Source organism: Brucella grignonensis (genome assembly GCF_002252505.1).
GTDB lineage: Bacteria > Pseudomonadota > Alphaproteobacteria > Rhizobiales > Rhizobiaceae > Brucella > Brucella grignonensis.
Genome location: NZ_NNRL01000167.1, coordinates 38,342 through 56,507 on the forward strand (window position 1 = coordinate 38,342; position 18,166 = coordinate 56,507).

The following is an 18,166-nucleotide window of genomic DNA, read 5'->3' on the forward strand; positions in this document are numbered from 1 at the left end:
TCCGGTTGAAGTGGTTCAACCTCTTCATTGTCAGTTGTTGCCTGAAAAGTGAGTATCAATCGCAGCTTTAACACGAGCAAGCCCTGCAGGAATACTGCTGCTTGGTATGGAAGAATATCCCATACGAAAGAAACGGCACGGGGCATCATTACGTGGGAAGAAGGGGGAGCCGGATTCTATGAGTACTCCTTCTTGTCGCAACTCCCGCACCAACCGATCCGCGTCCAGTCCGTTCGGACCTTCTATCCAAAACGATGTGCCACCGAATGACGATGATCCTGCCACGACAAGACCTTGTTTCTTCAGATTATCGGCCATCAACACATGCCGTTTATGATATTCGGCACGCATGCGATGTAACACGGCATCGTAGTGGCCCAACGCAAGGAAGTAGGCAGCTGTGCGTTGGAGATGACCCGGCGGATGGCGTAACATCAGTGAGCGCAACGCTCGCGCCTGACGAATGAATGGTGCAGGTGCAACAAGATAGCCGAGGCGTAAGCCGGGAAACAGCGATTTTGAGAAACTGCCTATGTAGAGCACACGGCCTGCAGTGTCGAAGGATTTGAGCGCCGGGGAGGGCGGCGCGAGAAAGCTGATCTCAAATTCGTAGTCGTCTTCAACGATAACGAAATCCTTCTTCGTAGCTGCCTGGAGAAGCTTCATACGGCGGTCAATCGGCATCGTTGCGCCTGTCGGAGAATGGTGGCTGGGCGTGACGAAGACAGCATCTGTTCCGCGCGGCAGATTGTCCGGCGGTAATCCATCGGCATCGACATCAATGGTGTTAACATTTGCACCACTCAATAGGAGTGAAGCGCTAATATCAGGATGGCATGGGTTCTCGCAGACGGCGGTCGTACCCGCGCCAAGGATGAGCCGCGTAACAATCCACAGTGCATTCTGTGCACCAACGGTCACCAGGATCTCATCCGGATTAGCGTGGATGCCGCGTCGAGGCAGGGTACGCGAGCAGATATAATTGACAAGCTGCACATCATCAGCGGCGGCGAAGTCGCTGGCCATCGAGATAAAGTCTTCGCGCGCCAGCGCACGCCGATTGCAATCGCGCCAAGCATTGAGATCAAAAAGCGTTGGATCCATCTGGCCATAGAGAAACGGATAGGGATACCGTCTCCAGTCAAGCGGCTTTTCCACCTGTCGCACCACGCTGAAATCAAGTGCAATCTTGCGGGACCAGTCGACTTCTGAAGCTTGAGAGGGCGACTGATCTGTCGCAAGTGTTCGGCCGGGCGGATTGCGCGCGATGCGAAAGGAGCTGCGATCAACCGCTTCCATATAACCCTGTGAAACCAGCTCCTGGTAAGCAAGTGTAACTGAAATGCGGGAAATGTTCAGATAGACGGCAAGACGACGTGTGGAGGGTAGTTGAGCGCCTGGCTGGATACGCCCTGCAAGTACAGCCGAGACGACCGTTTCTCGCAGCTGGGCTTGAAGGCCCAGACCGCTTTCGCGCTCGATGAAGAAGATCGTCTCGGAGACATGAGTTTTCACAAGGTAGATCCTTAATCTGGATCTATTCAACTTCCAAACTGGATATAACGCAAGTGGGTGCGTACGGCTTATCTCTATAAACAAGACCGGCAAAGCCGGCGGGGAACATCAAATGGAGGTTAACATGCTTTACAGGACCATTAAGAGCCTGGCGGCCACGGCGAGTATTGTCGCGGGTGTTTTCGCATCGAGTACAGCATATGCTGAAACTCGACTGGTTGTCGGTTACCAGCAGATTGTAGGCCCGTTCATCACCGCGATCGCCGATGGCCGTTTCGATGCTGCGGCTAAAGAAGCGGGCTACGCCATTGACTGGCGCCAGTTCAGCTCCGCTGGCGATATTACAACAGCACTTGCCTCCGGCGATGTTCCGATCGGCGTGATCGGATCTACTGGTGCAGCATCCGCAGCAACGCGTGGCGTTGATTTGCAGCTCTTTTGGATTCTCGACAATATTGGAAAATCTGAAGCACTCGTTGCCCGCAATGGGTCGGGTATTGAGACGCCCGCAGATCTCAAGGGTAAGAAAGTGGCTGTGCCATTTGTTTCTACCTCACATTTCCACCTGCTTGTGGGCTTGAATCAGGTATGGAAGGTTGATCCGAAAGAAGTCGAAATTCTTAACTTGAAGCCGCCACAGATCGTTGCTGCGTGGCAGCGTGGTGATATTGATGCGGCCTATGTCTGGCCACCAGCACTCTCAGCGATCCAGAAGACCGGGAAAACGATTTCCGACTCCGAAGTCATCGGAGCGGCCAGCGTACCTACATTCGACGGTCTTGTGGTCGATAAGAAATGGGCAGAGCAAAATACCAAGTTCATGGAGGCCTTTACCAAAGTGCTTGCCCAGTCTTATGCCGATTATAACGCCAACAAGGCGGCTTGGACTGAGAATTCCGCACCGGTGCAGAGTATTGTAAAACTTATTGGCGGCGATGGAGCGAGTACAGTTGAGGCGCTCGGTCTGCTTTCATTCCCGAACGCCGATGAGCAGGCGTCCGACACCTGGCTTGGTGGTGGAGCCGTTCGTGCGCTCAATGAAAGCGCAAAGTTCCTGACAGAACAGAAACAGATAAGCAAAGCGCTCGACGATTATACGCCCTTTGTTAATGCCGATTTCGCCAAAGCGGCTGCCAAATAGCGCCTGCGCTAATTTTGCACCGGCCGCCCAGACCGGCCGGTGCCATCTTCATCCGCATAGAGCAATTCAAGTGAACATGAATGAATGTTTGCGTTTGGAGTTGCGTGAAACTCTATACTGCTCATGATCGTGGGGCAGGGAGGCATGTCGTATGGAAACGCTTAGTGTCAGGAATATCGGTCTAACCTATCCGGGACTTTATTCGGATCAGGCGATAATCGCCCTCAAAGGGGTCAATCTTACAATTAACAGCGGCGACTTTGTTGTGGCGCTCGGAGCATCAGGTTGCGGAAAAACAACACTTCTCAATCTCATGGCGGGCTTCATGGCGCCTTCTGAAGGGGACATCTCGCTCGGTAATCATCGCGTGAACGGACCAGGTGCCGAACGCGGGGTCGTCTTTCAGAAGCATGCGCTTTTGCCGTGGCTCAATGTTATGGAGAACACCGAATTTGGCCTGAAGCTGCGTGGCGTCGACAAGGCGACGCGTCGGGAGCTGGCCACCAAAAACCTGGCACTCGTAGGGTTGCAGGATTTCCATCGCCACATGATCTATCATCTTTCAGGCGGAATGCAGCAGCGTGTCGGTATCGCAAGGGCGCTGACCTGTGACCCTGCCATGCTGTTGATGGATGAGCCAATGGCGGCCCTTGATGCGCTTACGCGGGAAACCATTCAGGAATTGCTGCTCAAAGTTTGGCAACTCACCAACAAGATGTTCTTCTTTATCACCCACAGTGTGGAGGAAGCGCTCTTCCTGGGTTCTCGACTGATCGTCATGTCACCGCGCCCAGGTCGAATTACCCATACTTACGAACTCGACTTCAACCGTCGCTTTCTCGAAGAAGGAAACGCCCGCGCTATTAAGTCCAGTCCCGAGTTCATTCGGATGCGTGAAGAGGTTCTTGGCATCATTTATGGTGACGAGCGAGCGTCCGCCAATCGGGAGATCGCGCATGCTTGATCGTGTAACCCGTTCCCCCACCACTCGGCCCGTCAAGGCGGGTAAAATTTTTGGTGCTCCCGGTGATGGAGCCAGTGGCTTGATCAGTCTTGCAACTGCCAGCTTCCTTATCGCGCTGTGGTTTCTCGTTACCGAAACTGGCTGGATTAAGCCGCTCTTTCTGCCATCGCCTCTGGCTGTATGGGATAAGTTCGTTCTGGCACTCACCGAAGGGGTCTCGAACTCAACTCTTTGGCAGCATACGCTGGCAAGTATAGGTCGCGTATTTGGTGCCTTTGCATTGGCACTTGTTACGGCAGTGCCCATCGGTGTCCTGATGGGCGTCAATCGCGTCGTTCGTGGTCTGTTTGATCCGATCATCGAGTTTTATCGCCCATTGCCGCCGCTCGCATATCTGCCACTTGTCATCATCTGGCTTGGCATTGGTGAGTTTCCCAAGGTATTCCTGATCTATTTGGCGATCTTCGCACCCATGGCGATTGCTGCAAGAGCTGGTGTGCGCTCGGTCTCAACAGAGCAGATACATGCGGCTTACGCGATGGGTGCTACACGTTGGCAGGTCATCAGCCAGGTGATCATGAAAGCGGCTCTCCCGGAAATATTCACCGGCATGCGCATCGGTATCGGTGTTGGCTGGACCACTCTGGTCGCGGCTGAAATGGTTGCGGCGAACAGAGGTCTCGGCTTCATGGTTCTTAATGCGGCCGAGAATCTGGAAAGCGATACCGTGATCATGGGTATCTTCATCATCGGCATATTCGCTTTCGCCTTCGACCTTTTGATCCGCTACCTCGAAAAGGTGCTGATCCCCTGGAAGGGGCGTATCTAAGCCCCTCCGCTTCTTTCGATCTCGGCCATGGCGGCCCTTGCAGGACGGTTTTTACCGCCCCCGGCGGAGCCATGCCTTCTGACATGCCAAAGGACAGAATGATGACACTTAAAGCTGACGATCTCAAAGCCTTGTTTGATGCATTTAATAGGCACGACATTGACGGGATCATGCACTTTTTCGCTGAGGATTGCATCTTCAATGCCGTCGGCGGCTCAGAAATCCACGGTACTCGTTTCACGGGACTTCAAGCAATCTCAGATGCGTTCTGCGGTGTCTGGAAAACGATGCCGGATGCTGAATGGGGCAATCACAGTCATTTCACTGATGGGGATCGCGGCGTTTCAGAATGGACCTTCTCCGGCACGGCAGCCGATGGCAGCCGTATTGAGGCGGAGGGCTGTGACCTTTTCACCTTCGAGGGCGGCAAGATCGTGCGCAAGCAGGCCTTTCGTAAGAACCGCCCGGTCCTGCAACCTCGCCAATAAGACCGGAACAAAGCTATGCAACAGCACGCTACTTCTATCAAGGCCGAGCGCCAGCCCTTCGATCCGGCCTACGATCCCAACCACTCGCCTATCCCGGGTATTGGTAAAGATTATGCACCTACCTACTGGATCGGCACCGCAGGTCCGGAACCAGAGGATGACGGCCCTGTCACGCACGATCTGGATGTCGATGTCGCAATTATCGGTTCGGGTTATACCGGTCTATCTTGTGCCATACATCTGGCGCGAGAGCACGGTGTTAAAGCCACAGTGCTGGAGGCAAATGGCGTCGCCTGGGGTTGCAGTACCCGCAATGGTGGTCAGGCACAGATTTCCGCCGGACGTTTAAAGCGCTCGCAATGGATTGCTCGCTGGGGTGTCGATGTTGCGCGCAAGATGCATGCTGAGATCACCGAAGGTTTCGATCTCTTCCGTGCGTTGATTCAGGAACCGGAGATCGATTGTGACCCGCAGGACGGCGGTCATCTTTACATCGCTCATCGTGACAAAATGCTGCCGTCGCTCGAAAGCGAAGTCCACTTACTGAACAAGACCTTCGGCTATCGGGCTCGTATGGTATCGCGCAACGAGATTCATAGCGATTTCGTTAAAGACGAAGAAGCATGCGGTGCAATGTATGAACCTGACGGCATGGGCATCCACGCGGCTAAGCTTGCTTTCGGCTATCTGCGTCTCGCTCGGCGACTTGGCGCCCAAGTGCATACTGCCAGTCCCGTGTTCGATTGCACGACAAAAGGAGGTATGCATTATTTGAGAACACCTGGCGGCACGGTGCGGGCACGCGCTGTTTGTATCGCTACCGCAGGTTACACATCGCCAGGTATGAATGTGCTGACCCGCCATCGTTTGATGCCGATACTGTCAAACTCAGTTGTCACACGACCTTTGACCAACAGCGAACAGGAAGCGCTCAACTTCAAGGCACGCATTCCTCTCACTGATACGCGCACGCTGCGCCATTATTATCGTATGCTGCCCGATAATCGGGTGCAGATCGGCAGCCGCAGCGCCATCACAGGGCGCGACGCTACCAATCCGAAGCATCTCGACCTGCTATTGAATGGCCTTTATCGCAAGTTCCCGATCCTTCGCGGTATCGAGATCGATTACTCCTGGTGGGGGTGGGTGGATGTCAGCCATGATATGATGCCACGGATTTTCCAACCCGACCCTTCGCAAAAACTGTTCTACGCCATGGGTTATGGTGGCAACGGCGTCATGTACTCGGCCCAGGCTGGTCGCCGTATGGCTCAGCTCGTCGCTGGCAAAGGAAGCAGTCTGCAGCTTCCAATTTTCACCTCTCCTCTACCAAGCCATGGTCTGCTGACGCCGTTTCGACGGATAGGGCAGTGGGGAATGTACCGTTGGTACGCACTTCGCGACGAAATCCTCTAATCCATTGAACCCAATCCTTTAAGAAAGGAACGCTCCATGAAAATGACCACCGAGGAAGCTTTCGTCAAAGTTCTCCAGATGCATGGTTTGGAACATGCTTTTGGTATCATCGGTTCGGCTATGATGCCGGTATCGGACCTTTTTCCAAAAGCCGGTATCAAATTCTGGGACTGTGCTCACGAAACTAACGCCGGTATGATGGCTGATGGCTTCAGTCGTGCGACAGGTACGATGTCAATCGCCATTGGCCAGAACGGCCCCGGTGTTACTGGCTTTATTACTGCTATCAAGACGGCTTACTGGAACCACACGCCACTCTTGATGGTGACGCCACAGGCAGCCAACAAGACGATCGGGCAGGGCGGATTCCAAGAAGTCGATCAGATGGCGATGTTCAAGGAAATGGTCTGTTATCAGGAAGAGGTACGTGATCCTTCTCGTATCCCTGAAGTGCTAAATCGAGTGATCGAAAAGGCCTGGCGGGGCTGTGCACCAGCACAGATCAATATCCCGCGCGATTACTGGACACAGGTGATCGATGTAGACCTACCTGCTATCGTCCGTTTTGAGCGCCCTATCGGTGGTCCGCAAGCCATCGAGGATGCAGCAAAACTGCTGTCTGAAGCCAAGTTTCCTGTCATCCTGAATGGTGCAGGTGTTGTCATTGGTGGCGCTATCGGGGAGTCAATGAAACTCGCTGAACAGCTCGATGCCCCGGTCTGCTGCGGTTATCAGCACAACGATGCCTTTCCCGGCAGTCATCGCCTTGCAGTCGGACCGCTGGGTTACAATGGTTCGAAAGCGGCGATGGAACTGATCTCAAAAGCGGACGTGGTGCTGGCACTTGGTACTCGCCTTAATCCGTTCTCGACCTTGCCGGGTTATGGCATAGATTACTGGCCGAAGAACGCTACGATCATCCAGGTCGATATCAATGCCGATCGTATTGGGCTCACAAAGAAGGTGACCGTTGGCATCTGCGGTGACGCCAAGCAGGTCGCGCGCCAGATCTTTGAGCAACTTGCGCCTTCGGCTGGCGATGCGGGACGCGAGGAGCGTAAAGCTATGATCCATCAAACCAGATCTGCATGGCAACAGCAGCTCTCCTCTATGGATCACGAAGACGATGATGTTGGCACCGAATGGAACGAAGGGGCGCGTAAACGTGAACCTGACCGCATGTCGCCGCGTCAGGCCTGGCGTGCTATTCAAGCAGCACTGCCAAAGGATGCAATTATATCGACCGACATTGGCAACAATTGCGCAATCGGCAACGCCTATCCAACTTTTGAAGCTGGTAGAAAATATCTGGCACCGGGTATGTTCGGTCCTTGCGGATATGGATTTCCATCGATTGTCGGTGCCAAAATCGGTTGTCCGGATGTGCCGGTAGTCGGCTTTGCGGGCGACGGTGCTTTCGGTATTTCGATGAACGAAATGGGTTCGATTGGTCGGGAAGGGTGGCCTGCGATTACGATGGTGATCTTCCGCAACTATCAATGGGGTGCGGAAAAGCGCAATACAACGCTCTGGTACGCCAACAACTTTGTCGGCACTGAACTCAATCCCAATCTCAGCTATGCGAAAATCGCGGATGGTTGTGGTCTGAAAGGAGTTGCCGTTGATACGACTGCGGCACTCACCGAGGCACTTTCCAATGCGATCACAGAGCAGGAAAAGGGAGTGACGACATTCATAGAAGTCATTCTCAACCAGGAACTCGGCGAACCCTTTCGGCGCGACGCAATGAAAAAGCCTGTGCCGATTGCCGGGATTGACCGCGCGGACATGCGTCCGCAAAAGCGAGCGTAATCTTTTCTGATTATCCAAAGTCCCGCCCGGTCAATCCGGGCGGGAGAGATCTCCCAGTGCGATCAGAATGGCTTTATGATCTGCGCTACCATGTCTTCATAGCCATCTTTATCTTTGTCAGCATTTGCTATCTGGGGCTCGCTTGATGAAACCGCTTGATCGTATCGTCGAAACTGCCAAAGCATCGCCGCGCCGAATTGTTCTTGCCGAAGGGGAGGACCCGCGCATTGTTGAAGGGGCGATCCGCGCCAGGCGAGAAGGGCTCGCCGCGATCATTCTGGTTGGTAATCGTGCAGCGATCGAATTACGCCTTGTTGCAGCGGGCGCGCTACCCGGAGACTTCCAGATTGAAGATCCTGCCACATCCGCACTCGCTCCGGGATTGGCTAAGGCCTATCATACCCTTCGCGCCGGTAAGGGTGTCGATGAAGAGTCAGCTATCTTGGCACTTCGTTCCCCGCTTGTCTTTGCGGCCATGATGGTACGGGAGGGAGAGGCGGATGGGACGGTAGGCGGCGCGGTCGCTACAACCGCAGATACGGTACGTGCCGCTCTACAGACTATCGGTCGAGCGCCCGGCACCGGCCTTGTATCGAGCTTCTTCCTGATGATGCTATGTGCGCCGCATCATGCCAAAAAAGGTATCTTTGTCTTTGCCGATTGCGGCCTTGTGGTCGAACCCGACGCGGCCAACCTTGCTGATATCGCCGTAAGTTCAGCTCGTTCCTTTGAATCCCTCGCAGGCACCCCCCCAAAAGTAGCGATGCTTTCATTTTCAACGGCTGGCAGTGCCGTGCACGAACGGGTGTCCAAGGTGGTGGAGGCAACCCGCCTCGCCCATGCTGCCGTACCCGAGCTTATCATCGACGGTGAATTGCAGTTCGATAGCGCCTTCGTTGAAGCCATCAGTGACGCCAAAGCACCTCAATCAGTGTTGCATGGCGAGGCGAATGTCTTCGTGTTTCCCAATCTTGATGCAGCAAATATTGGCTACAAGATCGCTCAGCGTATCGGCGGCGCGACTGCTATCGGGCCTATTCTGCAGGGCCTCGCGAAACCCGCAAATGATCTCTCCCGCGGCTGTAGCGCTGACGATGTGTTCCATATGATTGCGATCACGGTGGTTCAGGCTGGTTCTATCAACTAGTGGTTCAATTCCGACATTGCATCTGGTTGTTACTTGGTCTGATGTCGGTAAAATAAACCACACATCTACCCCAGATTAGATTTTAGAATTTTGTCGACATACCAAAATTAAAGTTCTGGACCTTATCAGAGTCAGCTTTTGTAATCGGAATAGCATAATCGAAACGAAGAGGGCCGAACGGGGAAGCCCACATGAGGCTTACACCTGCGGATGACCGCAGTTTCCGATCTTCGCCTTGAGCGTTGTCGGTATCGTTGCCATAGAGTGTTGCTGCATCTGCAAAGAAAGCTCCGCGTATGCCAAGGCTTTCGGGAACGGCAGGCATTGGAAATTGAAGTTCGGCGGTCGCGCTGAAATAGGTATTGCCACCCAGCCAGTAACGTTTTCCACTTGATGAATCCTGATAAGGCCCAATATATTTAAAGCCCCTTATGATATCAGTGCTGCTTTTAAAAAGATCAAAAATACGTGTACCATCGCCACTGTAATCATAGATATAGCCACCACCGACACCCAGCATACCGACGATGTCTGCCTCTTGGGCCAACGTTGTGTAGTAGTTGCCCTTGAAAGTGGTCTTTATATATTTGGCGTCACCACCGAGACCCGCAAATTCCTGATTGAATTTTGCATAAAACCCGTCATGAGGGTTCTTTATATCGTCGATGGAGTTGTAGGTCAGCGAGTAGCTGATGGATGAACGAATCCATGGGCTATTGTTCACAGCGTTGATAATTGCCGGTGCATAATAACTGTCCGGGTCGCTGACATCATCATCCAGCTCATACTTATCCTGAACCAGATTGTAAGCAAGGCCAGCACTCAGATTGTCTGCAATGGGAAGTCCAAATCGCACGGTGCCGCCCGTCTGTTCGACATAATAGGTACTGTTGGCGGTATATGTCTTACGGAACACATCAAATCCGGCGGACATGCGAGAACCGAGAAAATAGGGCTCGGTGAATGAGAAGGCATAATTCTGGACGTCGTCAGTACCGACGCCAGCGCTTACCTTGATAAACTCTCCTCGTCCCAGAAAGTTTCGCTCCGTTATCGATGCTTCAACGGAAGGGCCGGGAGTATCACCACCGGTCGTATAACCACCGCCGATCGAGAATTCACCGGTCGACTTTTCGACGACGTCAACAACCAGGATAACCTGATCAGGCTCAGCACCTGGAGCGGTCGAGATATTGACGGTCTGGAAGAAATCGAGCGCTTCAAGACGACGCTTCGCGCGCTGAACCATGACCTGATTGAAGGCATCACCTTCATTCATGTCGAACTCACGACGAATGACATAATCGCGGGTCTTGTCGTTGCCACGGATTTCGATGCGCTCAACGTAAGCGCGCGGACCCTGATCAACACTGTAAACGAGCGAAATCGTGTGATTGTCAAAGTCGCGGTCGCCACGCGGCTCGACCTTGGCAAATGCGTAACCGCTGCCAGCGACATTTTCAGTGATCGCTGTAACGGAATCTTCGATCTGCTTGGCACTGTAAGGCTTACCTTCGCGTGTCTTGAGAAGACCGCCAAGCGCCTGCGCATCCACACCTTCAACGGTGCTTTCAACGCCTACATTACCGAAGGTATAGCGCTGACCTTCATCAACGGTAACCGTGATCGTGTATTCGTTGGTCGATGGATCAAGCGTAGCATTCGACGAAAGTACGCGGAAATCCGCATAGCCGCGGTTGTAGTAGAAACGACGCAGCGTTTCTTCATCAGCCTGCAGGCGACCTTCATCATAAACGTCATTACGGGTCAGCCACGAAAGCGGGTTCGAGCGCTTGGTGGAGATCACATCGCGCAGACGACGCGCGCTGTATGCACTGTTACCAACGAAGTTGATGTTGGCGATCTTGGTGCGCGAACCTTCGTTGATTTCATAAACCACGTTCACGCGGCCCTGACCGAGATCAACGGTACGCGCATTGACCGTCGCATCGCTGCGGCCGACATGCGTGTAAGCACCCTTGATGGCTTCCTTGTCAGCTTCCATCGTTGCCGCATCAAACGGCGAACGGGCTTTAAGCTGAACAGCGCGGGCCAGATCAGGATCTTTGACCTTCTTGTTGCCCTGGAAGAGAACATTGTTCACAACCTGACGTTCGCTCACCTGCACGATCAGCGATCCACCAGACTGGTTGATGCGAACATCGGAGAACAGCCCCATTGCGAAAAGGCGCTTAACAGCAGCATCAATATCATTGCTGTTGAAAGCCTTGCCCGGGCGAATGTCGATATTGTCACGGATTGTCTGCGCATCGACGCGCGTATTACCGCGCACTTCAATACGATTGACGACCGCAGCCTCCGCAGCATTGACCGATGCCAGAGAGAGCGCAGCTGTACCCGAAGCTACAAGAGCCACCGACATGGCGAGCGCTGAAGCGGCGCCAAAGAAATTCGAGTTAGCCATGACAAGGAAGCTTTCATACGCAATACTAAAACAAGATACAGGTCAGTGAGTCTGACATTAGAATCTCCACCACTGATCTTTCGTGATCGCGATCTTATTGAGGAGCGCGAAACGAACAACGCTTAATTTGTAACAATTGTTTTCTGAATATTGCTCGGTTGTTGAGCCTGTGTCCGTGACGGTTTTGCCAATGGTCTTAAAATCGAGACGACGTGCTCGGAGTGAGGCTTAACTCTGGACGCATCATGTGAACAAGCTGCGATGGCAGCCAGCGTGACGCTTGCAGCAATGCTATTGGACCGTCCGACGGCGACCTACGCTGAAAAGACCTTGTTAATCAGATCGTTCCACGTATGCAGCAGAACCGGCAAAAAATATAGCATCTCTCCCTCAGGTGAAATTAAATACAAATTAGGTAGTAATATTTATTGATAGAATTAGGTATTACTAATTTGTAGATTATTTTTTTAACAATAATTTTGTAAGTTCATTTGATATTTGCATTTTTATGCAATAATATTCGCATATAAATGAAAACGATTTTGGAATCTGATAGATGTATTTATACAATTGGCGAGTGGAGAGATTTCTCTTTGCTGTATTTATAGCTATCATAATTACAATTTTCTCCGTTGCGATTACGCAGGCACAGACAGTTCCAACAATCTCTTGTTCAACAAATGGTTCAATCTTTAATACAGCCTATAGTCGTGATGATGGACCGCCTTTGCAATCCGGATTTGACCCCGAATGGGACGTTGCAATCAGAACTGCGCCATTTACTGGATCACCTCTGCCAAATGATCTGACATTTATTGATGCGAGCGTAGTGAGTACTGCGCCGGGAGCTTGGACTGCCTCGCCCTTTAATAATGCCAACTGGATTTCCTATAACAGCACAGGTAGCCATCCTGATCAGAGTTCCAACTACGACTCCTTCTATCGTTATCAATTCAATCTTGATCCTGCTGTTGACCCCAGTGCTTTCAAGCTCCGGATGGATTTTTACTCGGATAATTCCGTTTGGGATGTTTGGGTTAACGGTCAACCGCAAGGCATACGCTCGAGCTTTGGTAGCTAAAGTCCATATCTATTCCAAGGATTTCAAGCGGGTAGCCAAGCGTCTGGCACACTGGGAGCAAACTGGCAAACTGGTCTGAACACTATTATTGTTCATATTAAATCAGCCCCACCCTTTCAGGGGCTTCTTGGGCAAGTGACTGTAACGTCGCTATGTCCGAGGGTCAGCATCACCAAGACGCTTGTCGGCGAGAGCGGTTCGGTTGCGGGACAGGCGGAGCCGGGGGAGAGGCTGACCAATACGGGCGGTTCTGCGGTGAGCGATTATGGTGTGACGGACCGTTACGACGTCAACACGCATTTTGTGTCGGCGGACAATGGCGGCACGGATAATGGCACTGCGATCAACTGGAGCAATCTGACGGTTCCGGCACAGACGGGCAGCACACCGGGGACGCTTGTGCTGACGGCGCAGCTGCAGGTCGCCGATCCGCTGCCTGTGGGCACCACGGCGGTTGCCAATGTGGCCTATCGGAGCGGGGATCCGGAACCCGTTGCGGGACGGCGCCCGATCAATGTGTGACGACGAAAATTATTGAACCTTCGGACATAGTGATCACGAAACGCGCAGGTTTGAAGCAGATCCGTCGTGGTGAAAAGGCTCCATTCACGATGACGGTTACGAACAAAAGCAACCGGTTGGTATCAGCGATCAATGTGACGGACCGGATGCCGTCGGGCTTCCGCTATGTTGATGGTTCGGCGAGCGTGGACGGTGTGGTGGTGACGCCGGTTGTCAATGGTCTGAATGTGGCCTTCACGAACTTGGCGGTTGCAGCGAATTCGGAACTTGTCATCCGATTGCAGATGCTGGCGCTGAGTTCGGTCGCATCTGGCAAGCACACCAACCGTGCGATGGCGACCGATCCGTCAGGCAATCCGCTGGCACCGGATGCGACGGCACAGATTGAGATTATGGTTGAGCCGGTGTTTGAATGCGGGGAGATCATCGGCAAAGTGTTCGATGATCGTAATGGCAACGGCTATCAGGATGAGGGCGAGCCTGGAATTCCGGGTGTTCGCATCGCCACCGTTCGGGGTCTTTTGGTGACGGCGGACAAGTTCGGCCGTTTCCATGTGGCTTGCGCTGATCTGCCGGACTCCCGCATTGGCAGCAATTTCATCATGAAGCTGGACCCGCGCACTCTGCCGACAGGTTATCGCCTGACGACAGAGAACCCGCGTGTTGTCCGTTTGACGGCGGGCAAGATGACGAAGATCAACTTCGGCGCTTCGCTTGGCCGGGTTGTACGCCTCGGCCTCAAGGATAACGCGTTCATCGCTGGCAGCCTGCTGCTGAAGGACCAATGGAGCAAGGGACTGGATCAACTGATCGTGGTTCTCAAACAAGAACGTTCGATATTGCGCATTACCTATACAGCCAAAGACCTGAAAACGGCCCGGCAACGCATGAATGCGGTGCAAAGCGAGATCTTGCGGCGGTGGAAAGCCAAGGGGGATGGCTACCAGCTTGACATGGAAACACGGGTGGAGGCTGACAAATGAGACAGCAACCAATGATCTCCGCTACACTTACAGTTCGCTCGGGCGACTTTGTTGTTCATGCGCCGCTGTATCCTTACGGGCTGTGTCGTCGTCATGCTGAATGCGAGTGGCGGCATGGCATTCTCGCAGGAACAGAAGGGCGGCAGTCCGCAGGTGCGCGGCAAAGTTCTGAATGCAAGCAAGATCATCAAGGACGTGCCCATTGCTCCCAATGTAGAGCAGAGGCGGGAACAAGGTTCGGATGACGGTGACATTCCGTTTTCAATCAGTGTGGATGGCGAACCGCTTGTGGAAAGCTCGAAACCGGAAGTCAAATCTTTTGGGAGCAAGCCAGTCGCAGGTCAGAAACAAACTGCGGACGAGCAGCGCAAGACCGATATTGGCCTCAGTGCGGTCGACATTCAGGTCAAGTTCGACGGGTTGGAAGCCAAACCCTTGTTGAACATATCGACGGTTCCGGTGCGCCGCTCCTACAAGGCAGGCGAGCAGGTTCGATTTCTTGCCACGTCCAACTACCCGGCCTTTATCGAACGCTCAGAAATCCGCGTTTATGCGGTGGAGGACGGCAAGGAGGAAAAACTGATTACGGCGGTTCCCGTGGGCATCAACGGGGAAGCCAGTTGGACTATGCCCGCCATGCGTCCAGTGGTGGGCAATGCCGAGCCGCGCTACCGATATGTACTGCGTGTCTATGACAGTAAAGGCCGCTACGACGAGACGCTGTCACGTTCGTTAGCGCACACGGACCGCGATCTGGAGCCGGAAAAAGAACGGAATCTGGAAGGGAAATCCCCCGGCATGGGGGACGACTTTACGGGCTTGCGAAACATCCCCATTCGGGGCGGCGCGGTTACGGTTTACGGTCGCAATGTGCCGGAGGGCTATAGTGTCCGCGTGTTGGACGATACCATTCCCATCGACAGGAATCGCGCATTTGTCATGCAGCGCATCTTGCCGTCGGGTATTCATGACGTTGATGTGGAGGTATTGAACAACGCCAAGGGCAGTGCGCTCGATTTCAGTCGTCAAATCGATATTCCGAAGAATGATTGGTTTTATGTAGCGTTAGCCGATCTGACAGTCGGCAAACGCTTTGGCGATAAGAATATCGAAACCGTTCGTGCCGGCGAATATGACGAAGTCTATGCCAAGGGCAGGCTGGCCTTTTATTTGAAGGGAAAGATCCAGGGCAAATATCTGTTGACGGCAGCGGGCGATACCGGTGAGGACAAGTTCGAGAACATGTTTCGCGGCATCGATGCCAAGGATCCGCGACAGCTGTTGCGCCGTCTGGATCCCAACGACTTTTATCCGGTCTATGGTGACGACTCCACCATGCTGGATGACGCGCCGACCAACGGCAAGCTCTATGTGCGGCTGGAGCGCGGCGACAGCCATGTGATGTGGGGCAACTACAAGGCCATCATCAAGGGTACGGAATTCATGCGCTCAGAGCGCGCGCTTTATGGCGCAAGCGCCGTTTATCGTTCGGAAGATACGACACCATTCGGCGAGCGCAGGTCAGAGGTAACGCTCTATGCGGCGCAGCCCGATACATTGCCGCAGCGCGACGAGTTTCTCGGCACGGGCGGCTCTGCCTATTTCATGCGTCGCCAGGATATCACAGTCGGTTCAGAAACCGTTACGATCGAAGTTCGCGACGAGATCACCGGACAGGTGTTGGAACGCCAGACTTTGCGCTATGGCGATGATTATTCCTTCGACTATCTTCAGGGCGTGCTGATCCTAAAGCGGCCATTGTCGTCCTCGACGGGAACCACGAGCCCGGTGCGCGATGGGGCATTGGGCGGCAACAAAGTTTATCTGATCTCACAATATGAATATACGCCCCCCGTCGGTGAGATCGATGGTTATGTCTATGGTGGACGCGCCCAGCAATGGCTTAACGACAAGGTGCGCGTCGGTGTTACGAGCATGAGCGAGAATACCGGGCTTGCCAACCAGCAGGCCTATGGCGCGGATATCCAGATCCGGAAGTCGGAAAAGACCTTCATTGAAGGTGAGTTTTCACGCTCAAAAGGACCGGGCTTCGGCATGTCCCGTTCGACAGATGGCGGCCTGACATTGAGCGACGTACGCACGACCGCGCGGCGATGGCCTGGCGCAGCAAGGCGCAGGTGGATCTGGAAGACCTGACCAAAAGTGGCATCAAAGGCACTGCCGGAATTTACTATCAGGAGAAACAGGCCGGCTTCTCGACGCTGGCCGAACAGATTGCTGCAAACCAGCGAATCTGGGGTGCACATGCCGATATTGATGTCACGGATACAATCAATTTCAAGCTGACCTATGACGATTTCTCGGAAGATCAGGCCTATAATGAACTTGATGAGCATGATGTTGGCGGGCGCAAGAAGCGTAAAGGCACGGCTGCAGTCAGCAAGCAGTTCAACGACTATTGGAAGGCATCCTTTGGTATCTCCTATATGGAGGTGCAGAACCCGCTCGCAAGATCCTACAAGTCTGGCTATAACGGTTCGCGCGTGGATGCTGGCGCACGGCTGGAATATAGGCCGGATTCCGATCAGCTTTATTACATGTTCGGGCAAGCGACCTTGTCGCGTTCGGGCGATATCGACCGTGGCGACCGTGTCGGCGTGGGTTACAAATACAAACTGACGGACAAGATCAATCTGGAAGGCGAGGTATCTGACGGCACCAATGGCATAGGTGGCCTTGCCGCTATCGCGTATAATCCCACAACGGAAGACACCTATTATTTTGGCTATCGTCTTGATCCGGACCGCGCCTATGATCTGGATAGGGCCTACGATCTGTCCGGAACCGACCGCGGCACGTTTGTGTTCGGTGCACGGCGCAAGTTCGACGATTATTGGTCTACCTATGGCGAAAACAATTATGATCTTTTCGGAAAGCGCCGCTCGCTGACCAAGACCTATGGCGTCACCTATACGCCGGATAAGGTCTGGACGATTGACGGTGGTTTCGAATCCGGCAGGATACAGGACGATACAATCGATCCGGTCACGGGACGTGAGCGCTCCGACTTTGATCGCACTGCGGTTTCGCTGTCGGTCGGCTACAAGGATGAAGACTGGATCAATGGTCGCGTTCGCGGCGAAGTGCGGTTCGAGGATTCAGAAGACGGAACCCGTAACCGCAACACCTACCTCTTCGCTGCCGGTCTTGGCTGGAAAACCAGTGACGACTGGCGTCTGCTTGCCGCTGTCGATGCAGTTCTGTCGGATTCCCCCAATGCAAGCTCATTCCGCGACGGTAATTATGTGGAAGCTTCGTGGGGCTACGCCTATCGTCCCGTCGACAATGATCGGCTGAATGCCCTGTTCAAATATACATGGCTCTACGATCAGCCGGGTGAAAACCAGGTTAGCGCGGTCACTGGCGACGATTACGGCCCGGCTCAGCGCAATCATATCCTATCGGCGGACTTCACCTATGATCTCTTCCCGTGGTTGTCGGTTGGTGCCAAATACGGTTTCCGCTACGGCGAAGTGCGTTATCGCCTGCTGGATGAGGATCGTGAGAAGTTCGGTGAATGGCAAACATCGTCAGCGCATCTCGGTATTATCCGTACGGATCTTCACATCGTGAAGAACTGGGATGTTCTGGTTGAAGGACGCGTCATGCGCATGCCGGAAGCCGGGACCACCGATTATGGCGCGCTGACGGCAATCTATCGTCACGTCGGTGAGAACTTCAAGGTCGGTGTCGGCTACAATTTCGGTAACTTCTCCGACGATCTCCGCGACTTCTCTCTCAACGACCGCGGCGCCTTCCTTAACGTCATCGGGAAGTTTTAGGTTGGGCTATTTCATAGGATTTTGCGCAAGGTAAGAACGT

14 protein-coding genes are annotated in these 18,166 nt (G+C 53.5%); 12 read left to right on the top strand and 2 right to left on the bottom strand.

What is annotated here, in order from left to right:
• Nucleotides 1–30: 30 nt before the first annotated feature.
• A complete protein-coding gene (pdxR, locus tag CEV33_RS21275; protein ID WP_374817850.1) occupies nucleotides 31–1,515 on the bottom strand; it encodes a MocR-like pyridoxine biosynthesis transcription factor PdxR in 1,485 nt (494 codons plus the stop codon).
• Nucleotides 1,516–1,639: 124 nt separating this feature from the next.
• Here pdxR and tauA point away from each other — a divergent pair, with 124 nt between their 5' ends.
• The 7 genes from tauA (at nucleotide 1,640) to pta (ending at nucleotide 9,312) form a co-directional block, all read left to right on the top strand.
• A complete protein-coding gene (gene tauA, locus CEV33_RS21280) occupies nucleotides 1,640–2,656 on the top strand; it encodes a taurine ABC transporter substrate-binding protein (RefSeq protein WP_094542413.1) in 1,017 nt (338 codons plus the stop codon).
• Between the two features lie 151 nt (nucleotides 2,657–2,807).
• Nucleotides 2,808–3,620, top strand: a complete 813-nt coding sequence (locus tag CEV33_RS21285; RefSeq protein ID WP_094542366.1) for a taurine ABC transporter ATP-binding protein — start codon at nucleotides 2,808–2,810, stop codon at nucleotides 3,618–3,620.
• The gene (locus CEV33_RS21290) at nucleotides 3,613–4,449 is read left to right on the top strand and encodes an ABC transporter permease subunit (RefSeq protein ID WP_094542367.1); all 837 of its coding nucleotides are present in this window, start codon (nucleotides 3,613–3,615) and stop codon (nucleotides 4,447–4,449) included. The genes CEV33_RS21285 and CEV33_RS21290 overlap by 8 nt, the downstream gene beginning before the upstream one ends.
• A 101-nt stretch (nucleotides 4,450–4,550) precedes the next feature.
• Complete coding sequence (locus CEV33_RS21295; RefSeq protein WP_094542414.1) at nucleotides 4,551–4,937, top strand: nuclear transport factor 2 family protein; 387 nt, start codon at nucleotides 4,551–4,553, stop codon at nucleotides 4,935–4,937.
• A 15-nt stretch (nucleotides 4,938–4,952) separates the two neighbouring features.
• The gene (locus CEV33_RS21300; protein ID WP_094542368.1) at nucleotides 4,953–6,353 is read left to right on the top strand and encodes an NAD(P)/FAD-dependent oxidoreductase; all 1,401 of its coding nucleotides are present in this window, start codon (nucleotides 4,953–4,955) and stop codon (nucleotides 6,351–6,353) included.
• A 36-nt stretch (nucleotides 6,354–6,389) separates the two neighbouring features.
• Complete coding sequence (xsc, locus tag CEV33_RS21305) at nucleotides 6,390–8,165, top strand: sulfoacetaldehyde acetyltransferase (protein ID WP_094542369.1); 1,776 nt, start codon at nucleotides 6,390–6,392, stop codon at nucleotides 8,163–8,165.
• Nucleotides 8,166–8,310: 145 nt separating this feature from the next.
• The gene (gene pta, locus CEV33_RS21310; RefSeq protein ID WP_094542370.1) at nucleotides 8,311–9,312 is read left to right on the top strand and encodes a phosphate acetyltransferase; all 1,002 of its coding nucleotides are present in this window, start codon (nucleotides 8,311–8,313) and stop codon (nucleotides 9,310–9,312) included.
• Nucleotides 9,313–9,394: 82 nt separating this feature from the next.
• Here the strand turns inward: pta and bamA are convergent, their stop codons facing one another.
• Nucleotides 9,395–11,737 (bottom strand): outer membrane protein assembly factor BamA, encoded by a 2,343-nt coding sequence (bamA, locus tag CEV33_RS21315; protein ID WP_094542371.1) that lies wholly within the window; start codon nucleotides 11,735–11,737, stop codon nucleotides 9,395–9,397.
• Nucleotides 11,738–12,293: 556 nt separating this feature from the next.
• Between bamA and CEV33_RS23825 the strand changes: the two genes are divergently transcribed.
• The 5 genes from CEV33_RS23825 (at nucleotide 12,294) to CEV33_RS21335 (ending at nucleotide 18,126) form a co-directional block, all read left to right on the top strand.
• Nucleotides 12,294–12,818 carry a hypothetical protein gene (locus tag CEV33_RS23825; protein ID WP_141211612.1) on the top strand — a complete coding sequence of 175 codons (525 nt, stop codon included), beginning with the start codon at nucleotides 12,294–12,296 and terminating at the stop codon, nucleotides 12,816–12,818.
• 135 nt (nucleotides 12,819–12,953) lie between these two features.
• Nucleotides 12,954–13,340 (top strand): hypothetical protein, encoded by a 387-nt coding sequence (locus CEV33_RS24075; RefSeq protein WP_167388206.1) that lies wholly within the window; start codon nucleotides 12,954–12,956, stop codon nucleotides 13,338–13,340.
• Nucleotides 13,341–13,369: 29 nt separating this feature from the next.
• The gene (locus tag CEV33_RS21325; RefSeq protein WP_167388207.1) at nucleotides 13,370–14,323 is read left to right on the top strand and encodes a DUF11 domain-containing protein; all 954 of its coding nucleotides are present in this window, start codon (nucleotides 13,370–13,372) and stop codon (nucleotides 14,321–14,323) included.
• 57 nt (nucleotides 14,324–14,380) lie between these two features.
• Entirely contained in the window at nucleotides 14,381–16,480 is a 2,100-nt protein-coding gene (locus tag CEV33_RS21330) for a hypothetical protein (protein WP_094542374.1), read from the top strand.
• Nucleotides 16,438–18,126 carry a porin family protein gene (locus CEV33_RS21335; protein WP_094542375.1) on the top strand — a complete coding sequence of 563 codons (1,689 nt, stop codon included), beginning with the start codon at nucleotides 16,438–16,440 and terminating at the stop codon, nucleotides 18,124–18,126. The genes CEV33_RS21330 and CEV33_RS21335 overlap by 43 nt, the downstream gene beginning before the upstream one ends.
• Nucleotides 18,127–18,166: the final 40 nt, after the last annotated feature.

Bases quoted from the DNA above. Each gene is read 5' to 3' on its own strand.
- CEV33_RS23825 (WP_141211612.1), top strand. From the start codon at position 12,294: ATGTATTTATACAATTGGCGAGTGGAGAGATTTCTCTTTGCTGTATTT.
- xsc (WP_094542369.1), top strand. From the start codon at position 6,390: ATGAAAATGACCACCGAGGAAGCTTTCGTCAAAGTTCTCCAGATGCAT.
- bamA (WP_094542371.1), bottom strand. From the start codon at position 11,737: ATGGCTAACTCGAATTTCTTTGGCGCCGCTTCAGCGCTCGCCATGTCG.
- CEV33_RS21330 (WP_094542374.1), top strand. From the start codon at position 14,381: ATGCGCCGCTGTATCCTTACGGGCTGTGTCGTCGTCATGCTGAATGCG.
- CEV33_RS21300 (WP_094542368.1), top strand. From the start codon at position 4,953: ATGCAACAGCACGCTACTTCTATCAAGGCCGAGCGCCAGCCCTTCGAT.
- CEV33_RS21285 (WP_094542366.1), top strand. From the start codon at position 2,808: ATGGAAACGCTTAGTGTCAGGAATATCGGTCTAACCTATCCGGGACTT.
- CEV33_RS21290 (WP_094542367.1), top strand. From the start codon at position 3,613: ATGCTTGATCGTGTAACCCGTTCCCCCACCACTCGGCCCGTCAAGGCG.
- CEV33_RS21335 (WP_094542375.1), top strand. From the start codon at position 16,438: ATGGCCTGGCGCAGCAAGGCGCAGGTGGATCTGGAAGACCTGACCAAA.
- tauA (WP_094542413.1), top strand. From the start codon at position 1,640: ATGCTTTACAGGACCATTAAGAGCCTGGCGGCCACGGCGAGTATTGTC.
- pta (WP_094542370.1), top strand. From the start codon at position 8,311: ATGAAACCGCTTGATCGTATCGTCGAAACTGCCAAAGCATCGCCGCGC.
- CEV33_RS21295 (WP_094542414.1), top strand. From the start codon at position 4,551: ATGACACTTAAAGCTGACGATCTCAAAGCCTTGTTTGATGCATTTAAT.